This window comes from Qipengyuania marincola (assembly GCF_029688625.1).
Taxonomy (GTDB): Bacteria; Pseudomonadota; Alphaproteobacteria; order Sphingomonadales; family Sphingomonadaceae; genus Qipengyuania.
The window spans coordinates 1,022,721-1,040,360 of record NZ_JARULC010000001.1 but is presented as its reverse complement, the minus strand read 5'-3'; the positions used below and the strand labels follow the sequence as shown (position 1 = coordinate 1,040,360).

At 59.4% G+C, this 17,640-nt stretch carries 16 protein-coding genes; 6 read left to right on the top strand and 10 right to left on the bottom strand.

Going from position 1 to position 17,640, the window contains the following annotated elements:
• Positions 1–80: 80 nt before the first annotated feature.
• Positions 81–2,000: a DUF262 domain-containing protein gene (locus tag P8Q88_RS05150; protein WP_278322742.1), complete on the bottom strand. Its 1,920-nt coding sequence runs from the start codon at positions 1,998–2,000 to the stop codon at positions 81–83.
• Here P8Q88_RS05150 and P8Q88_RS05145 point away from each other — a divergent pair.
• The 4 genes from P8Q88_RS05145 to mazG all read left to right on the top strand — a co-directional run bounded on the left by P8Q88_RS05145 (position 1,999) and on the right by mazG (position 5,353).
• Positions 1,999–2,829, top strand: a complete 831-nt coding sequence (locus P8Q88_RS05145) for an ISNCY family transposase (protein WP_347569008.1) — start codon at positions 1,999–2,001, stop codon at positions 2,827–2,829. The two genes, P8Q88_RS05150 and P8Q88_RS05145, sit on opposite strands and share 2 nt — an antisense overlap.
• A gap of 296 nt (positions 2,830–3,125) precedes the next feature.
• Entirely contained in the window at positions 3,126–3,311 is a 186-nt protein-coding gene (locus tag P8Q88_RS05140; RefSeq protein ID WP_278322741.1) for a hypothetical protein, read from the top strand.
• Between the two features lie 26 nt (positions 3,312–3,337).
• Positions 3,338–4,147 carry a hypothetical protein gene (locus P8Q88_RS05135; protein WP_278322740.1) on the top strand — a complete coding sequence of 270 codons (810 nt, stop codon included), beginning with the start codon at positions 3,338–3,340 and terminating at the stop codon, positions 4,145–4,147.
• Positions 4,148–4,570: 423 nt separating this feature from the next.
• Positions 4,571–5,353 (top strand): nucleoside triphosphate pyrophosphohydrolase, encoded by a 783-nt coding sequence (gene mazG, locus P8Q88_RS05130; RefSeq protein ID WP_278322739.1) that lies wholly within the window; start codon positions 4,571–4,573, stop codon positions 5,351–5,353.
• Here mazG and hflX read toward each other — a convergent pair.
• The 7 genes from hflX to dusB form a co-directional block, all read right to left on the bottom strand.
• The gene (gene hflX / locus P8Q88_RS05125; RefSeq protein WP_278322738.1) at positions 5,350–6,639 is read right to left on the bottom strand and encodes a GTPase HflX; all 1,290 of its coding nucleotides are present in this window, start codon (positions 6,637–6,639) and stop codon (positions 5,350–5,352) included. The two genes, mazG and hflX, sit on opposite strands and share 4 nt — an antisense overlap.
• Before the next feature lie 17 nt (positions 6,640–6,656).
• Positions 6,657–7,199 carry an RNA chaperone Hfq gene (hfq, locus tag P8Q88_RS05120; protein ID WP_278322737.1) on the bottom strand — a complete coding sequence of 181 codons (543 nt, stop codon included), beginning with the start codon at positions 7,197–7,199 and terminating at the stop codon, positions 6,657–6,659.
• 162 nt (positions 7,200–7,361) lie between these two features.
• Positions 7,362–8,747: a nitrogen assimilation response regulator NtrX gene (gene ntrX / locus P8Q88_RS05115; protein WP_278322736.1), complete on the bottom strand. Its 1,386-nt coding sequence runs from the start codon at positions 8,745–8,747 to the stop codon at positions 7,362–7,364.
• Positions 8,748–8,773: 26 nt separating this feature from the next.
• A complete protein-coding gene (locus P8Q88_RS05110) occupies positions 8,774–10,984 on the bottom strand; it encodes a sensor histidine kinase (protein WP_278322735.1) in 2,211 nt (736 codons plus the stop codon).
• A gap of 61 nt (positions 10,985–11,045) precedes the next feature.
• The gene (gene ntrC, locus P8Q88_RS05105) at positions 11,046–12,458 is read right to left on the bottom strand and encodes a nitrogen regulation protein NR(I) (RefSeq protein ID WP_278322734.1); all 1,413 of its coding nucleotides are present in this window, start codon (positions 12,456–12,458) and stop codon (positions 11,046–11,048) included.
• A 9-nt stretch (positions 12,459–12,467) separates the two neighbouring features.
• On the bottom strand, positions 12,468–13,529 hold the full coding sequence (locus P8Q88_RS05100) for a two-component system sensor histidine kinase NtrB (protein ID WP_278322733.1): 1,062 nt from the start codon (positions 13,527–13,529) through the stop codon (positions 12,468–12,470).
• Positions 13,526–14,545 carry a tRNA dihydrouridine synthase DusB gene (gene dusB, locus P8Q88_RS05095; RefSeq protein WP_278322732.1) on the bottom strand — a complete coding sequence of 340 codons (1,020 nt, stop codon included), beginning with the start codon at positions 14,543–14,545 and terminating at the stop codon, positions 13,526–13,528. Before dusB ends, P8Q88_RS05100 begins: the two co-directional genes overlap by 4 nt.
• A gap of 76 nt (positions 14,546–14,621) precedes the next feature.
• Between dusB and P8Q88_RS05090 the strand changes: the two genes are divergently transcribed.
• Together P8Q88_RS05090 and P8Q88_RS05085 are read left to right on the top strand one after the other, a co-directional pair.
• A complete protein-coding gene (locus tag P8Q88_RS05090; RefSeq protein ID WP_278322731.1) occupies positions 14,622–15,764 on the top strand; it encodes a bifunctional 2-C-methyl-D-erythritol 4-phosphate cytidylyltransferase/2-C-methyl-D-erythritol 2,4-cyclodiphosphate synthase in 1,143 nt (380 codons plus the stop codon).
• Positions 15,765–15,774: 10 nt separating this feature from the next.
• On the top strand, positions 15,775–16,278 hold the full coding sequence (locus P8Q88_RS05085; protein WP_278322730.1) for a CinA family protein: 504 nt from the start codon (positions 15,775–15,777) through the stop codon (positions 16,276–16,278).
• Here P8Q88_RS05085 and P8Q88_RS05080 read toward each other — a convergent pair.
• Both P8Q88_RS05080 and lipA read right to left on the bottom strand, forming a co-directional pair.
• On the bottom strand, positions 16,239–16,697 hold the full coding sequence (locus tag P8Q88_RS05080; protein ID WP_278322729.1) for a type II toxin-antitoxin system RatA family toxin: 459 nt from the start codon (positions 16,695–16,697) through the stop codon (positions 16,239–16,241). The genes P8Q88_RS05085 and P8Q88_RS05080 overlap by 40 nt on opposite strands.
• Positions 16,697–17,638, bottom strand: coding sequence for a lipoyl synthase (lipA, locus tag P8Q88_RS05075; protein WP_278322777.1), 942 nt, complete (start codon positions 17,636–17,638; stop codon positions 16,697–16,699). Before lipA ends, P8Q88_RS05080 begins: the two co-directional genes overlap by 1 nt.
• Positions 17,639–17,640 lie beyond the last annotated feature (2 nt).

Here is a 17,640-nt window from a genome sequence, read left to right as displayed (position 1 = left end):
ATGAACGTTGCGATGAACGTTGCGATGAACGTTGCGATGAACGTTGCGATGAACGTTGCGATGAACGTTGCGATGAAAAATCACGCGACAGCTCCCGTCAACTGATTCGTCGACACGTCTTCCTCGATCATGTTCTCCAGCGTTTCCGCTTCGCGCATTTCAGGGTCGGGCAGGCCCGCCTCCTCATCACTATCGGTGACGACTGCCTTGCCCTGTGCGGACTGCGCCAGTTTCGCGAGAGCTTCTTTGCGGGCCTTGTAGAAGTTCTCGAAGTCGTTCGCGCGCAATGCATCAGGGTCGATCAGGTGTGTGCGAAGGATCGCGTCGAGCTGGTCGGGTTCGAACCTGTATTTCTGCTCGATGCGAGTCAGATACGCCGATGGCGCGCTTCCACCAATCTCCCGGTTACTGCCGGCGGAGAGCGCGGTCTTATTGACGATGCTGTTATAGAGATTGGGGTCGATCCCACGATCGTCGCACCATTTGCGTGGGAAGATGTGGTGGATATCGAGCGGATCGGAATTGACCGTCATCAGGTCGACCGGCTTGCCGCTGATAAAATCCCGGCATCCCTCGCGCATCAGCAAGGCATGTAGGCCCTTGTAGGCCGCGGAGAGACGCATCCGCAGGCTGTCGAGGCGGTCTATCTGAAAGTAAGTATCCCAGACAGTGCGGGGCTCTTCACCGTCCTCCATCCAGCGGATGAGCTGCGGAACGTCACGTGCGATCTTGGTTTCGGTGGCGCTGCCATAGTATTCGCCAAGCACGCCAGACCAATACCAGTTACGCAGCTTTTCCTGCTGGGGGGCCGACAGCTTGCTGCCATAGCGCGCGAAGAAGGCGGCAAGGGCCACCATCTGCGGCGGATATGGCAGATCGCGACCCCATACGATCTTCTCGCCATTGAGGAATTTGGCCGCTTCGACAAAGCCAGCCTGGACGCCGTCGGCATGCGTGCGATAGGCTTCGAGAGGCAAGCCGAGCATGATCTCGCGGCGGCAGGAGATGGCGGGAATGGCCTTGCCGGTCTTCCCTTCCGTGATCGCCTTCTCCTGTTCGTCCATGGTATAAAGGACGGTGCAAGCCTGCAGGAAATCGGTATTGGCGATGTCCTGAAAAAGCCCCTTGGACGGGGTATCGCCACGCATGAGTTCGAGGCGGCCCTTGGTGCCCGCTTTTGGATCACCGAACCAGTCTTCGCGGAGGTTGAAACGGTCGGCGGCATAGATCGCGGTGACGAGTTCGAACGCGTCGAGCTTCTTGCCGCCAACGTTCACCTTTTCGAATACGGTGCATACTGCTTCGCGGCTGTTCGACTTGTCGAGCCGGATCACGGGCATGGCGTAGGACTGTATGCGCTCGAGGATGTCCTTCTGGAACGCGAAGAGTTCCTGCATTCGGTCCTGGTCGCGTCCCTTCCAATATGCGACGCAATCAAAGATCCACTGGGTCGGATTCAGTGCCTGATTCAAAGGGAACATCAGGTTCGCGTATTCGAGCTCGCTCGTCGAAACATCGACCCCTTCGGCCTTGCCGAATGCCCCCTTCATGATGCGATCATCGGGTATCGTGATGATGGCTTCTTCGAATTCGGCGCCGCCTTGCATCGCTTTCTCGATGTCTAGGTAGAAGAACCTTCGGACCTTTTTGCCCTTCGCGGTCCGGACTTCGGCCGGCTTCTCCGAGAACACGGACTGATAGAGCGAGGTCATGCGCTGTTGCCCGTCAAGCAACAGCATTTCGGGCGAAGGGCATTCCTCCTCCGGCTTGTTCTCGAAGGGCGTTCCACGAAGTCCGCGCGGCTTAAACTCGACGCTTCCACCCCGTTCCAGCGTCAACAGGGCTCCAACCGGAAAGCCTTTGGCTATGCTGGCCAGAAGGCTGCAAACGCCGTCTTCGTCCCAGACATAGTCCCGCTGAAAATCTGGCAACTGAAGCTTCCCAGAGTGGACCTCGCCGAGGAGATCCTTGAGATTGGTCTTGGTTGTATCGAAACTCATGCCGGTTCTATCGCCTTGCGATATGGCGTCACCAGCCAAGTCCACATGGCTGGGTTCAAACGCTTCTCACAGGTTACTGAGGCGGCCGATCGCTAACGAGAGGGTTAGTAGCCAGCCTCGCAAGCGCATGACGGCCTATGGCGATTTGATCCAACTGGACGGATCTTACCATGATTGGTTTGAGGGGCGAGGACCAACCTGTAATCTGATGGTAGCGGTTGATGACAGCACCAGCCAAATTCAGGTGTTGAAATTCACTCCCGTGGAGAACCGCAGAGCCTATTTCCAGGTGATGGACCAATATGTCCGTGCTCACGGACGGCCTATTCGTGTCCTCACCGATCGCCACACTGGTGTATGGTCCGGCTCTTCCAAAACCGATTTCACTAGAGCAATGGACCAACTTGGCATTATCCACTCCGTGGCGATGTCTCCTCAATCAAAGGGGCGCGTCGAGAGAATGAATAGAACCCTTCAGGATCGTTTGGTGAAAGCCATGCGGCTGCGAGGAATTTCCTCGATTGAGGAAGCAAATCGCTTCGCGCAGCTTTACATCAAAAGATTCAACCGAACTTTCGGGCGTTCCCCTCAATCATCGGAAAACCATCATCGCCCCGCACCTGTTGTCCATGAGATTGAACTCGCTTTCACCGAGCGACATCGACGACGAGTTACTAGAGAGCTTTCTTTCAGTTTCCGCGGCGAGCAATACGTCATTAGACGGGTTCCGAGAATGGGTATTCGCACTGTAGAGATCTGCGTCAACCTGAGCGGTGAAATGTCCGTCATGGGACCTTCCGGGCGGCTAGAATTTGAGCTGATTGAATAGTGCGGCACAGGCTTTCCTAATGGAACGGATGGTCAATCATTCAATCATCGGATGTCAGTCGGGTCGCACTAAACTATGAACGTCAGACCAGCTGCTGTGCTGCTTGCTTCCGGCTAGATTTTTCTAGAAGCTGCCACGCCGCTCCCGACCCGACAGCGAACATTTCGATTGGTTTTACGCTGCAACAGGAACAAGAGACGTATCCCGCTATAAATCAGCATATAAAACAGTGACCTGCGTCAGGTTAATTGACGCTAAACCTATCGAGCTCTATATCCGTGAGAAGGAAAAGCTCGATGGAACAAAAGCTCTATTTCGATCCGGCCGAGCATCAGGCCAAGAAACAGCGCCAGCGCGATGCTGATGCCGCTGCGCTAGCGAGTGGTGCCGTCTCGCGTAGAGAACTCGCCCTATCCAACGGTCTTTTCTCTTCTCCCATCATCGGGAAAATCCAGATCGTCAAACGATTTGGTCGCAGTTGAGCGCTCGACACCTACCGCCTGAAATCGTGAGTGAACTGGTCACTGCCGTCGCAGAGGACGGCAATACCATTCTCATCGGTGGACAAGCGCTCAATTTCTGGGGCACCTATTATCTTCACAGAACGGACGAGCTCCGCCGCTTCGACCCATTCACCTCCAAAGATATCGACTTTTACGGTCCGCCCTCTTCTGCAGAGCGGTTAAACGCGATCGTTGGTGGAGAAATACGATATCCCGGCCCTGGCGAGCATACGCCGGAGATGGCGGTCATTGAAGCCACCATTCAGGGTCATGAGGTTACGATAGACTACATGTCCTATCTAGCCGGTGTGGACGTTAAGCAGGTCAAGAAGAGCCCCAGCGAGGCTTTGGTCGAGGTCAAGGATACCGATCAGCCGAGAAGCGTCACGGCGTTGGTTATGAATCCTTGGCATGTGTTTCGCAGCAGGGCCGGAAACGTAATTGAAGTTGGTCGTAAGGGAGAACACTCTCTCTCCCAGCTAGAGGCTTCGATTATCATTCTTCGAGAGTTCCTAATTGAAACGCTGGAGGAATCCGAGCAGGTCGACAATCCGCGTGGGTATCAGCGGGGAGTGACATCCATTCTAACGGAGCTGGCACAGTTCCTTCGAGCCGATAAAAACGGTCGGCTGATAGATGGCTACGCTCAGACCGACCCGGCCAGCATTCTCTCATTGTTCATGGAAGATGGCAGGTTGGATAAACGTTGGCGTGACAAGCAACTTGGTGGACAGATCGAAAAGCTCACGGCTGCGCGGGAACGACGCTCAGAGCGCACTCGCCGCCTCCCACGAACCTCACACTCTGCGGCTTAGGTGCCACAAAGTCGGCTAACCACCCCAATTCTGGTTATCCCTCCCTGCATGCAGAGGGGGTTCAGTGGACCAACTCTGGTATCTTCAGGAGGCGCCGTACAGCCGATCCCCAAATCCAGTTCGATGCTGTGTTGGTGTTTCGGGACTTAGTTTCTGTAAGTACGTGACATCATTCGCGATTGAGCGAGCCCGCTGCTTTCGCAGCGGGTCCTAGTTTCGAACTACGGAGGCTGTGCCATGAGTTGGTGCGGCCCTCCACTAGGTGGAGGGGTTGCGGCCCGCCCCAACTCCCCGCAAGGGGAGTCTCCTTTCGAAAATGCGCTAAATTGTCTCTTTTCGAAATTGGTTTAACACAGAGCCGTAGCGTGTGACTAGCGTCACAGCCCTCTTTCGCTGTCCAATGTCGCTCGCTAAGCCTGCCCGATGAGCGAGAACCTGGACAGACTTCTATCGATCATGGCTCGCCTGCGCGATCCCGAGCATGGTTGTGAATGGGACACGGCGCAAACGTTCGAAACCATAGCACCTTATACGATCGAGGAAGCCTATGAAGTCGCAGACGCGATCGAGCGACGTGACATGGTTGATCTTCGTGGCGAACTTGGCGACCTGCTCTTCCAGGTCGTCTTTCACGCTCGCATGGCGGAGGAACGCGGCGATTTCCGGTTCGAGGATGTAGTCCGCGATATCGCCGACAAGATGGAAGCACGCCATCCCCATATCTTTGGAAGCGAAACCGGCACGATGGACGATGGCCGCTGGGAAGATCTGAAAGCGGCGGAGCGCGAAGCAAATGGCGCATTGCGCACAATGGATGGCGTCGCGCGTGCGCTTCCCGCCTTGCTGCGTTCACACAAGCTGCAAAAGCGCGCAGCGCGCGTGGGCTTCGAATGGCCCGATGTCGAGGGTCCGATAGAAAAACTGCGGGAAGAGCTCCAGGAATTGGAGAGTGCGTCGACCCAAGAAGAACGGCTTCTTGAGGCAGGCGATGTTCTCTTCGTCATGGTCAACATCGTTCGACGATTTGGCGTGGATCCGGAGCAGGCGTTGCGCGCAGCCAATTCTAAATTCGAACGCCGTTTCAATGCGATGGAAGACCTTGCTGCTGCCGATGGTCAGAACTTCGCCGGTCTTTCGCTCGAGGAGCAGGAAACCTATTGGCAGCGGGTGAAGTCAGAAGAACACGCTATAGCGGCGCCGGATTAAAGCGTCAGAAATCTTCCGTAATCCTTCTCCGACAGCTTGACGACCATTCTCGTCTTGCCGCTTTCGATAATCTCGTCCTCCGACACGACATGGCCGTGCTGGTGAAGCCAGGCTTTGCGTTTCCCGTCTCCGCTGTCGATCAACAGCTGGTAGCGCCGCGCATCGGCCGTGAGCAAGGCGTCCACCCGCGCCAGAAACGCCTCAACGCCCTCCCCGCTTATTGCCGACAGCGCCACGACATCCTCGTCGAGGGCAGCTGCCTTGAGCAACTCATCACGCTGCTCGATCTCCAACAGATCGATCTTGTTCCATACCTCGATGATTGGGATCTCCCCTTCTCCCTCGGCATCGACCACGCCGAGGTCGGACAGCACCTGCAGTACTTGCTTTTTTTGCGCATCGCTCGACGGGTTGGACAGATCGCGCACATGGCAGATGATGTCGGCAGCCGTAACCTCTTCGAGAGTCGCGCGGAACGCAGCGACAAGCTGGGTCGGCAGGTCCGAAATGAAGCCGACCGTATCTGACAGGATAGCCTTTTCCACCCCGGGAAGGCTGATTGCCCGCATGGTTGGATCGAGCGTCGCGAATAGCAGATCTTCTGCCATGACCTCCGCGCCTGTCAGACGGTTGAAAAGCGTGGATTTTCCGGCGTTGGTATAGCCGACGAGAGCTACGACCGGCCACGGCGCACGCTCACGGCGCTCGCGGTGCAAACCACGGGTCTTTCGAACCTGATCGAGTTCCTTGCGCAATCTCGCCATCCGTTGGCGTATCATCCGGCGGTCGGCTTCGATCTGCGTTTCACCGGGACCGCCGAGGAAACCGAAACCACCGCGCTGCCGCTCAAGGTGCGTCCAGCTGCGCACGAGGCGGCTTTGCTGGTAATCGAGATGGGCCAATTCGACCTGAAGTCGTCCTTCGGCCGTCGCGGCACGCTCGCCGAAAATTTCGAGGATCAACCCGGTCCGGTCGATGACCTTCCGTTCAAGCTTTTCCTCAAGGTTGCGCTGCTGGATCGGGCTAAGCGCGCCGTCCACCACCACCAGTTCTGCCTCATGCTGTTCGCAGGCGATGCGGATATTATCCACCTGCCCTGCCCCGAACAGCAGATTCGGTCGGACTTGGCGCACGGGCAGGATGAAACTGTCTGCAATGACAATGCCGATCGCCAGTGCCAGCCCCTCTGCTTCGGCCAAGCGTGAGTTGGCGTCGAGGTCATAGGCCTGACCGCGGATGTCCGGACACACGACAAGGGCCCGCGCACCGCGCGAGACCTCACCCATCAAATCATCATCGAAGCTCAGCTCTCGTCCTCGTCCCATTCCTCGGTCAGATCGACCGGGGTGGCTGGCTGGATGGTCGAGACCGCATGCTTGTAAGCCAGTTGAACATAGCCGTCGCGCTCGAGCAGCATGCAAAACAAGTCATAGGCCGCGATCTTGCCTTGGAGCATCACGCCGTTGACAAGAAACATCGTCACCTGCGCCTCGGCCTCTCGTACTCGGGTCAGGAATACATCTTGCAGCAGACGCTGTTTGGCGCCGGAATTCTGGCTGGCAAACTGCGCGGCGTCTACGGGCTGGGCTGGCATGATCGTGCTGATAGCATGCTTGTAGACCAACTGGGACTGGCCGTCCCTGCGCAAAAGTATCGAGAAATTGTCGAACCAGGTGACGATGCCCTGCAGTTTGACACCCTTGACCAGAAACATGGTCACCGGGGTCTTGTTCTTGCGCAGCAAATTCAGGAATGCGTCCTGGAGGTTCCCCTTGCGCCCACCTCCGCCCTCGCGCGGCGACGGCTTCTCGGGGCGCGGTCGCGCCGACAAGGTACGCTCGGACATATCTGTCTCTCCGTTTTTGGCTAGCCAACAAAGGCTCGCGATCTAGGTGCCCACCACACCCGAGTCTGCGCGCAATCCAGCACACAATACCATTGTGGCTATTGCCAACCGATTCCGCAATAATCCGTTTTGATCAAAGACCAAATTGCCATGGAACGGCCATCAATCGCGTGAGGAGGAACCCTTCTTCTCCGCCATGCCAAGCAGCTTCAGCTTACGGTGAAGGGCCGACCGTTCCATGCCGATGAAGTTGGCCGTTTTGGAGATATTGCCGGAGAAACGGCGTATCTGGATCGCTAGATATTCGCGTTCGAAGTTCTCCCGCGCTTCGCGCAGCGGCGAACCCATCAGCGCGGCAACACCCCCGTTGCCGCCCAGCTTCGCGCCGAGCACTTCTTCCGGCAGCATTTCCGCCTCGATCTGCTCCAGCTGCTCGCGTGGGGTCAGGATGATCGTGCGTTCGACGACATTGCGCAATTGCCGAACGTTCCCGGGCCAGTCGTAAGCCTGCAGTGCGGCGAGAGCCTCTTCGCTGATGGTCGGCGGGCGGACGCCCTGTTCCGCCGCGTAGTGCGTGAAGAATGTCTCTGCTAGCGCAGGGATATCATCGCGTCTTTCCGACAGAGACGGCACCTCTACCGGAACCACATTGAGGCGATAGAAGAGATCTTCTCGAAAGCGTTTTTCCTCCATCTCCTGTTCGAGATTGCGCGCCGTCGAAGACACCACGCGCACGTCCACACCTATCTGGCGGCTACCCCCGACCCGCACGAAACTCTGTTCGGTGAGCACGCGCAGGATTCGGGCCTGGGTCGACAGCGGCATATCAGCCACCTCGTCCAGATAGAGGGTGCCGCCATCCGCTGTCTCCAGCAGTCCCGGGCGCACGAGCTTGCCATCGGCTTCCTCTCCAAACAGCTCTTCCTCGAACCGCTCGGGCGTGATCCGGGCGGAATTGACGGTCACGAAGGCTTTGTCTGCGCGGGGGCTCCAGCTATGCAGCAGGCGGGCGGCCACCTCCTTGCCCGTGCCCGCCGGTCCGCTGATCAGGACCCGGCTGCCGGTATTGGCAACGCGCTTGAGCGTTGCGCGCACGGCGTTGATAGCTGCCGAATTGCCGGTGAATTCTCCATGCTGCACCATCCCTTCGCGAAGCCGCGAATTTTCCCGGCGCAGGCGTTCGGTTTCGGTGGCCCGCCCAACTAGGTGCAGAAGCCGTTCGGCCTCGAATGGCTTTTCGATGAAATCGACCGCACCGCGGCTGACGGCGCTGACGGCCGTGTCGATATTTCCATGGCCGGAGAAGACAATGACCGGGAGGTTGGGTTCGCGCTTCTTGATTTCGTCCAGAACCTCAAGCCCATCCATCGGGCTGCCGTGCAGCCAGACGTCAAGCAAAACCAGGCTCGGCCGACGCTCGTCGACCTGGCTCAACGCAGTACCGCTGTCCCCGGCCGTGCGGCAGTCATAGCCTTCGTCGCTCAGCACGCCCGCGACCAGATCGCGGATGTCGCGCTCGTCGTCGACGATGAGTATGTCTAGCGCCATGGATAGTTACCTTTTGCCAAAATTCATCATCCTCCCTCCCCCTGGTCGGTGAGCGGGTCGCGCGCAAACCGCATGACGACACGCGTCCCCCCCTCCTCCAGCGACGAGAAGGTCATTTCGCCCCCATGCTCCTCGACGATCTTGTTGACGATCGCGAGGCCAAGGCCGGTGCCTTTCTCGCGCGTAGTCACGTAGGGCTCCAGCAACCGCTCGCGATCCTTCGGCAGACCGATGCCATTGTCCTCGATCTCGATGCAGAGCGAATGGTCTTCGACCGTTACGCTGACAACGATCTTGCCGCGAAAATCGGGCTCGGCACCCTGTGCCTTCGCCTCGATCGCCTCATAGGCGTTCTTTAATATATTGGTTATCGCCTGCCCGAACTGATGCCGGTCGCACTGGATACGGATCGGACCATCGCTTTCGGTGACGAGAACATAGTTGACGTCCTGATGGCCGACTTCCTGGAGGAACAGCGCCTGACGCACCAGATCAAGCGCGTCCTCTGGGCGGAAGACCGGTTTGGGCAGGCGTGCGAAACTTGAAAATTCGTCGACCATCTTTCGCAGGTCGCCGACCTGCCGGATTATCGTGCTTGTCAGCTCGTCGAACAGCTCTCCATCCTGTTCGATTTGCTTGCGATAGCGACGTTTGAGGCGCTCGGTCGCGAGCTGGATCGGGGTCAGCGGATTCTTGATTTCATGCGCGATACGTCGGGCGACGTCCGACCAAGCGGCTTGCCGCTGGTCCAGCAATTGGCGCGTGATATCCTCGAAGGTAATGACATGGCCTTCCGTCTCCGCGCCAATCTTGACCGCCAGGGTCAACAGTTCCCCCCTTCGCGAATGGCTAATGACCCCCTGAGCGAGGCCTGCCTCCACCATTGCCGCAATCTGCGGAGCTAGCTGGCGCAGCGAAGCCGGCTCCGGATGATCTTCCGCCGAATCCATCAACATGGCCTGGGCAGGTGCATTCATGAGCAAGACGCTGAGGTCGCGATCGACCGAAATCACGCCAGCGCTGACCGATTCCAGCACGGCTTCGATAAAGTTGCGCCGTTCCTCCAACTCATCATTGGCAGCGAGCAGCGCATCCGTTTGCCGCTCCAGCTGTGCGGTCATCCGGTTGAAAGCGCGGTTGAGCAGGCCGATTTCGTCCGCCCCGGTACGCCCTTCGACCCTGAGCGCGAAATTGCCGCCGCCGACCTGACGTGCAGCTGCGACGAGGTCAGTCAGAGGCTCCACTTGCCGATCTGCAAAGCGCAGAGCGAACCATACGGCCAATCCCACCAGCGCAAGGCTCACGAAAAACAACGCGAGGTTGAATCGAAGCTGGAGAGCACGGGCGCGCCGCGTCAGCTCTTCGTAGGCTGTCGAAATGGATCGGGCATTTTCCCAGCTCCGAAAGCTGGCGGCTTCAGCGTTGCGGGCGGTGTACAGGTAGATTCCGGCATCGCGGTCGATCGGCGCGACAGCTTCGATACGCTCCGGCGTGCCGCGCACGATCACTTGCTGCCCTTGCCCGAGACCCGCCAGCGAATCTTCAGCAAAAGGCACCGGATCGCTCTCTTCCGACAGGCCGTAGGCGACTGCGGTGCGCATCGACCCATCGGGCAATGCCTGGAGAATGGCGCTCTCGATCACATCGCGCGGTTGCGCCTGGAACTGATAGACCAGCGCAAAGTTGGGGTCCGTCACCTCGACACGCTCGAGAATGGCCCGCATGTCCATCGCCATTGTGATGGTTTCGTTCGAAAGGTCGAGCTGGTTTTCTTCGTAGTAGCTTACGGCCAGGCGGTTCGCATTCTCCATTAAGCCGCGTGAATTGTCGGAGAACCAGAAGTCGACACCGGACTGGAAGAGAAACGCCGCGAAACCCGCCACAAGCAGCGTGGGGACTGCCGCTATCAATGAGAAGAAGAACACAAGTCGGACATGCAGGCGCGCGGTGCTGCCTGCCGCCCTGCGAAGAGCGAGCCGCCGCCCGGCGAGCACGAGCAGGGCCATCGCGGGGATCAGCGTGCCGATGAGGAGGCCTGCAACCTGGCGGCTCGGGAGCAGTTGCCCATTGGGTGGTGCGGAGGTGAAGGTCGCCCAGGTGCTGCCGACCATCACGAGAAACGCCACGGCGAAAAAGATTTCGACATAGGCGATCAGGTTCGCCCGCCGCGCCGCTACGACGAGCTTGCGCCACCACCGGGGGGTCGAGCCTGACTGGTCTGTAGCGACACTCGCCATAGTTGCCGACCTACAACAGCGCTGTTGCAATACTGCAAGTACAAATTCGACAAACCGCCCTTCAACGGCGCTTTGTGTAATCCTCTGGATGGATGTCCATCTCGCCAAGGCGCTTGCGCAAGGTGTTGCGATTGATGCCCAAGAGCTGCGCGGCACGCAGTTGATTGCCATCCGTTTCGCGCAACGCATGCTCGAACAGCGGTTTTTCGAACGCCGCGAGCGATGCGTGATACAGCGTTCCGTGGACCGACCCTTGCTCGTTCAGCCATGCCTTCAGAGCTCTTTCGAAACTGTCGCCTTGTCCGGAGCCCGCCCTATCCTGGGCGGGCGGTATCGCATCCTCTACAGTTGCTACATCAATGATCTCGTCTCGAGCGAGCAAGGCGAGGCGGAACACGACATTGCGAAGCTCGCGGACATTGCCGGGCCATTTCTGCGCCTGCAGGATCTGAACTGCCTCATCCAGAATCCGCCGTCGCGGCAGGCCTTCCGCAGTCGCCTGGCCAAGAAAATGCCGGATCAGGGCACCGATATCCTCGCGCCTTTCGCGCAATGCCGGCAAATGGATCGGCACCACATTGAGTCGGTAGAAAAGATCCTCGCGAAAGCGACCCTCTTCGATCATCGGCGTGAGGTTGCGGTTCGTCGCAGCGATAATCCGCACGTCGACCTTTATTTCCTGCCGCCCGCCGACGCGCCTGATCCGGCCCGATTGCAGCGCCCGCAGGAGACGTGTCTGCGCGTCTGCAGGCATGTCTCCGATCTCATCGAGAAACAAAGTGCCGCCGTTGGCCTGTTCAAACTTGCCAATCTGCTGGCTCACAGCGCCGGTGAAGGCCCCGCGCTCGTGCCCGAACAATTCGCTCTCAAGCAGGTCATGGGGGATCGCGGCCATGTTGACCGCGACGAAGGGCCCGGTTTTGCGGGCACCGAGCTGATGGATCGCCTCGGCGACGAGCTCCTTGCCGGTCCCGCTTTCACCTGTGACCAATACGGTCAAGTCATTGCGCAGAACGCGTGTGATCATGCGGAACACGCCCTGCATTGCGGGACTACGACCGATGAGAGGAAGCGCTCCCTCGTCAGGGTCGGCTGCTTCGTTAGCGGTCGGCCGGTTCGCCAGTGCCTGACGCACTGCGTGCGTCAATTCGTCCAGATCAAATGGTTTCGGAAAATACTCAAACGCCTGACTGTCGCTCGCCCTGACGGCCGTATCGAGGGTGTTCTGCGCCGAAAGTACGATTATCGGCATGTCGGGCGCGAGATCGCGCACGGTATCGATTGACGCCAGCCCATCGCCATCCGCAAGCATGACGTCAGTCAGCATGACGTCGAACCGCCGCTGGGAAAGCAGAGCGTCGCGCCGCGCAAGGCTCTTGCACGCCGTGACGTCGCATCCTTCCTCGCGCAAAGCCTCGGTAATCACCGTTGCGATCGAGAGATCGTCTTCCACAAGCAAAACTTCGTTACCCATTCGGCACTCTTATCCGGCAACCGGCAGATTGATTCGGAAATGCGTCAGCCCTGCCCGCTCGTCACGCTCGTGAGTGATGCTGCCGCCCATATCGCGGATGAGCTTGCGCACGAGGGCAAGGCCCAGGCCCTGCCCTTGCGGCTTGCTAGAAACGAAGGGCTCGAACACGTGATCGCGGATCGTTTCATCAATTCCGGGACCTTGGTCGGTTACGGTTATCTCGATTGGCAGACGTGTCGTCTTACCGAAGCGGATCGAGCTGAATACCAATCCGCTCACGAAGCGGGTCTGGACCGTTACGCGCGCCTCCGGCGAAGTCGCGTTGGCATCGCAGGCGTTGGAAAGAAGGTTGATCAGCACCTGTTCCAGCGCCCCCTGATCGGCTGCGACAGGCGGTAAGGAAGGATCGAATTCCTCTGCCATTTCGCATCCTTCGTCCCGGCCGGCGCGCACGGTCGCCATGGCATTCCTGATTGCCTCGTGCAGGTTGCAGCTGCCGACCACAGCGACAGGCTTGCTCCCCAGCTGCTGCATGCGATCTATCAACGCAGCGATGCGGTCGACCTCGGCGGAGATCATGCGCGCGAGCGGCTTGTCTCGCTCGTCGACCCTCCTGGCGAGGAGCTGGCTAGCGCCGCGAATTGCCGAAAGCGGATTCTTTATCTCGTGCGCGAGCACAGCTGGCGCGCGCAACTCGTACCGATCATTGTCATCGCCGCGCGAGTCGCCTTGACCGACATCGGAGAAAGTCACCACGCGCCACCCCGGATGGCTGTGCAGAGGCGAGCTCGTCAGATTAACCCGCCGGTCCCGCTGCCGCGTCGCCAGGGAGACGCCGCGTGCAATCATCTGCACCTCGGTTGCCTCCAGATTTTCACGCACCCGCTCATCGCCAATTTCAACGACATCGACGAGTCGTCGGCCGATGAGACGACGCGCACTGCAGTCGAGCATGTCCTCCGCAGCAGCATTGGCTTCGACAATCCTTCCGTCGTGATTGACCAGTAAGACCGCGAAGATCAGACCCGCAATTTGCGCGGTGGGATCCGGTACGACAGCTGGCTGCGTCACGCTGCCTGACGCCGTCGGAAGGGTTCGTAGAACCTCTCCAGTTCGCCGAGCACTTGCGCAGGATCGTCGACGAAGTTGACATGATTACGGAATTCGGCCGAGCCACGAAGGCCTTTGGTGTACCAGCCAAGGTGCTTGCGTGCGATCTTCACACCCGTCGCCGGCGAATAATGTTCGAGCATCATGCGATAGTGGTCGGTCACCACCCTGAATTGTTCGTCCATATCGGGATCGGCGAGTTTTTCTCCGGTACGCCACCAATGCATGACCTGCGCCAGCAGCCAAGGCTTGCCGTAAGCGCCCCGGCCGATCATCAGCCCGTCCGCACCCGATTGCTCGAGCGCCTTCGCCGCGTCCTCTATACCGCAGATGTCGCCGTTCACGATCACCGGGATGTTTACCGCGTCCTTCACCTTGCGGACGAAAGCCCAATCGGCGCTACCCTTGTACATCTGGTTGCGCGTCCGCCCGTGAACGGTGATCATCTTGACACCGAGATCTTCCGCGATCCTGGCAAGTTCCGGCGCATTGAGATCGGAGTGGTCCCACCCCATCCGCATTTTCACGGTGACGGGCACATCGACAGCCTCGACCGTCGCCTTCATGAGCCGCGTTGCCAATTCGACTTCGCGCATCAAAGCCGACCCTGCCAGCTGACCGACAACCTTGCGCACAGGACAGCCGAAATTGATGTCGATGATAGCGGCGCCATTGCCTTCTTGCAGCTTGGCAGCCTCCGCCATGCTGTAAGGATCGCAGCCGACCAGCTGCATCGATACCGGTTCCTCGATCGGATCCCATTCGGCCTTCTGGATGCTGATGCGGGTCTCGCGGATCGCAGCCTCGCTGGCGATCATCTCAGTCACGTTGAGGCCGGAGCCATAGCGGCGCACGAGCCTGCGAAACGGCAAGTCCGTCACCCCGGTCATCGGCGCGAGCACGACAGGCGTGTCGATTGCGACGGAGCCAACCTGGATAGGCTTCGGCGGGACCGGAGGGAGGGGATGTGCGCTCATTCTGATGTGTGCCTAAATATTGGGCAGCCACATAGTGCGTTGCAGCACAAACGGCAAGCGGCTAGCGGGCGCAGGTATGAGCGAAGCGTCCGCCCTCCCCCCATTCGCCGCAATCGTGGTCGCAGCGGGCAAAGGCCTGCGCGCGGGACAGCCGCTGCCGAAGCAATTCGCGCATTGGAGAGGCAAGCCGGTCGTCCGCCATTCGGTCGAGACGCTGCTTGCTTCCGGAGCAAACCCTCTGGTTGTGGTGATACCGGAGAACGGCGAAGATGCCTTGCGAGAAGCTCTCACGGGCCTCTCCGGATACGAGGCGGTCATGGGAGACGAAACTCGTCAGCTGTCCGTTGCGAAAGGCCTGGAAGCGATCGGGAGTGGAGATCGCGTGCTTATCCATGATGCAGCCCGCCCCAACCTGCCCCGCACCATTATCGAAAAAGTGCTCGACGCCCTTGACGACCACCCGGGTGCCATCCCGGTCCTTCCCGTCTCCGACAGCCTAGCTCTGGACGAAGAAGGCGTGATGGTCGGAACCGCGCCGCGCGAACAGCTCCGTCGGGTCCAGACGCCGCAAGCCTTTCGCTTTGACGATATTCTCGCCGCGCACCGCGCTTGGACCGGTGCCCCGGTTGCCGGTGATGACGCGCAGGTTTTGCGCGCGGCAGGCGGCACCGTCGCGCTCGTCCCCGGCGACGAGCGACTCGCCAAACTGACCTATGCGGAGGATTTCGTGAGCGAGCAGCCAGCCATACGAACGGGGATGGGCTTTGACGTGCATAAGCTCGCCGCCGGAGAAGAACTATGGCTCGGCGGCGTAAGGATCGAGCACGACAAGGGACTGGCAGGCCATAGCGATGCTGACGTTGCGCTACATGCGATCGTCGACGCGCTGCTGGGCGCAATCGGCAACGGCGATATCGGCACGCACTTTCCGCCCACCGACCCGCAGTGGAAGGGCGCAAGCAGCGATCGCTTCCTCGCCCACGCGGCAAGACTGGTTTCCGAAGCTGGCTACAATGTCGGCAATATCGACCTCACGATCATCTGCGAAGCGCCCAAGATCGGCCCGCACCGGCCCGCCATGCGCAATCGTATCGCAGAATTGCTCGGCGTTGACATCGATCGCATATCGGTGAAGGCGACCACCACCGAGCGGCTGGGTTTCACCGGCCGCGGCGAAGGCATTGCCGCGCAGGCGATTGCCACTGTGATCCGCAACTGACGGAGGCGAAATGGAGCACGGCGCTCTCCTGCCCGAGGATATCGACGATCTCGCCCGGCGCGTGGTCGAGGAAAACCGTGCAAGCGGTCGCACGGTCGTGCTCGCGGAAAGCTGCACTGGCGGACTGGTCGCGGCGGCCCTGACCGAAATTCCCGGCTCGTCAGCCGTGCTCGATCGCGGCTTCGTGACCTATTCCAACGAGGCCAAAATGGAGAGTCTCGGCGTACCGTTCGATATCATCGAGACCTTCGGAGCGGTCTCGATCGCCTGTGTATGGGCCATGGCCAAAGGCGCATTGCAGAACAGCACTGCCGATGTCGCAGTCGCCATCAGCGGGGTTGCCGGACCCGACGGTGGAACCGCGCTCAAGCCGGTAGGAACGGTCGTCTTCGCCCGCGTCGTCAGGGGCGAGGAGGGCGAGCCCGACGGAGAACTGAAAAAATTCGATCCGACCTCGCGTGCAGACATCCGTCGTCAGGCGACGGTCTGCGCGCTCGAATTGCTGTTGCCGTAGAGCTCGTCTGCGCGCGTCTCGAAAGCGCCGACCATCTTGCGGAAGGCGCGGTCGAAATACTGGCCTGCCAAGCGTTCGAACATGGCGTTGCGGAACTGGAAATCGACGCAGAAATTCACCTCGCACCCGCCGGGCGCTGGGGTGAAAACCCAGAGATTATCCAAATCCTTGAGCGGTCCGTCGACATAGAAGACCTCGATCCGCTCAGGCCGCTTCTTCTCTACGCGCGACGTGAATTTCTCGCGGATTGCCTTAAAGCCGACCAGCATGTCGGCCACCATCTCGGTTTCGCTATCTGATCTTACGCGCGTAGCAACGACCCACGGCAGGAATTCACCATAGCGACCTACATCTGCGACCAGATCGAACATCTGCTCGCAAGTGTATGGTAGGAAACGCGTTTCTCTTATGCCAGGCATCAGGCGCCCAGTTTTGCAAGCTTGGCTTCGCGGGCCGCCCGCATTTGCGCAAAATCATCGCCCGCGTGATAGCTGGAACGGGTCAGAGGGCTCGAAGCGACCTGCAGGAAGCCCTTCGCCCGCGCGATCGCGCCATAGGCGGCAAACTGCTTCGGCGTTACGAATTCCTCGACACTGGCGTGCTTGGGCGTCGGCTGAAGATACTGGCCCATGGTGATGAAATCGATATCCGCGCTGCGCATGTCGTCCATCACTTGATGGACTTCGAGCCGCCCCTCCCCGAGGCCGAGCATAATGCCCGACTTGGTAAAGATCAGCGGGTTGTGCACCTTTACCTCTTCGAGCAACCGCAGCGATGCATAGTAGCGCGCACCCGGACGAATGGTGGGATAGAGCCGCGGCACGGTTTCGAGGTTGTGGTTGAATACGTCGGGCCCGGCTTCGCAGATTTCCGCGATCGATTGCTTCATTCTGCCTTTGAAGTCGGGTGTGAGAATTTCGATCGTGGTGTTGGGCGTTTCGCGCCGCAAGGCGTTGATTACCTTCACGAACTGGCCGGCCCCGCGGTCGGCGAGATCGTCGCGATCGACGCTGGTAATGACGATATGTTCGAGGCCCATCGCAGCGGCCGCGGCAGCAGTATGTTCCGGTTCCAGCGGATCCACCGGCATCGGCATACCGGTTTTGATGTTGCAGAAACGGCAGGCGCGCGTGCAAGTATCGCCGAGAATCATCACGGTGGCGTGCTTCTTGGTCCAGCACTCCCCGATATTCGGACAGGCTGCTTCTTCGCACACCGTGTGCAAATTCAGCTCGCGCATCAGCTTGCGCGTTTCGTGATAGCCTTGGCTCACAGGCGCCTTGACCCGGATCCAGTCGGGCTTGCGTTGCATTTTCGGGCGTTCGCCTTCGGGCTTGGGCGGGGAAGAAAGGTCGTTCATGT

Excerpts from the sequence above, each read along its gene's own strand:
- P8Q88_RS05145 (WP_347569008.1), top strand. The coding sequence starts at position 1,999 with ATGCCGGTTCTATCGCCTTGCGATATGGCGTCACCAGCCAAGTCCACA.
- P8Q88_RS05150 (WP_278322742.1), bottom strand. The coding sequence starts at position 2,000 with ATGAGTTTCGATACAACCAAGACCAATCTCAAGGATCTCCTCGGCGAG.
- P8Q88_RS05140 (WP_278322741.1), top strand. The coding sequence starts at position 3,126 with ATGGAACAAAAGCTCTATTTCGATCCGGCCGAGCATCAGGCCAAGAAA.
- mazG (WP_278322739.1), top strand. The coding sequence starts at position 4,571 with ATGAGCGAGAACCTGGACAGACTTCTATCGATCATGGCTCGCCTGCGC.
- hflX (WP_278322738.1), bottom strand. The coding sequence starts at position 6,639 with ATGGGTGAGGTCTCGCGCGGTGCGCGGGCCCTTGTCGTGTGTCCGGAC.
- hfq (WP_278322737.1), bottom strand. The coding sequence starts at position 7,199 with ATGTCCGAGCGTACCTTGTCGGCGCGACCGCGCCCCGAGAAGCCGTCG.
- ntrX (WP_278322736.1), bottom strand. The coding sequence starts at position 8,747 with ATGGCGCTAGACATACTCATCGTCGACGACGAGCGCGACATCCGCGAT.
- P8Q88_RS05110 (WP_278322735.1), bottom strand. The coding sequence starts at position 10,984 with ATGGCGAGTGTCGCTACAGACCAGTCAGGCTCGACCCCCCGGTGGTGG.
- ntrC (WP_278322734.1), bottom strand. The coding sequence starts at position 12,458 with ATGGGTAACGAAGTTTTGCTTGTGGAAGACGATCTCTCGATCGCAACG.
- dusB (WP_278322732.1), bottom strand. The coding sequence starts at position 14,545 with ATGAGCGCACATCCCCTCCCTCCGGTCCCGCCGAAGCCTATCCAGGTT.
- P8Q88_RS05090 (WP_278322731.1), top strand. The coding sequence starts at position 14,622 with ATGAGCGAAGCGTCCGCCCTCCCCCCATTCGCCGCAATCGTGGTCGCA.
- P8Q88_RS05085 (WP_278322730.1), top strand. The coding sequence starts at position 15,775 with ATGGAGCACGGCGCTCTCCTGCCCGAGGATATCGACGATCTCGCCCGG.
- P8Q88_RS05080 (WP_278322729.1), bottom strand. The coding sequence starts at position 16,697 with ATGCCTGGCATAAGAGAAACGCGTTTCCTACCATACACTTGCGAGCAG.
- lipA (WP_278322777.1), bottom strand. The coding sequence starts at position 17,638 with ATGAACGACCTTTCTTCCCCGCCCAAGCCCGAAGGCGAACGCCCGAAA.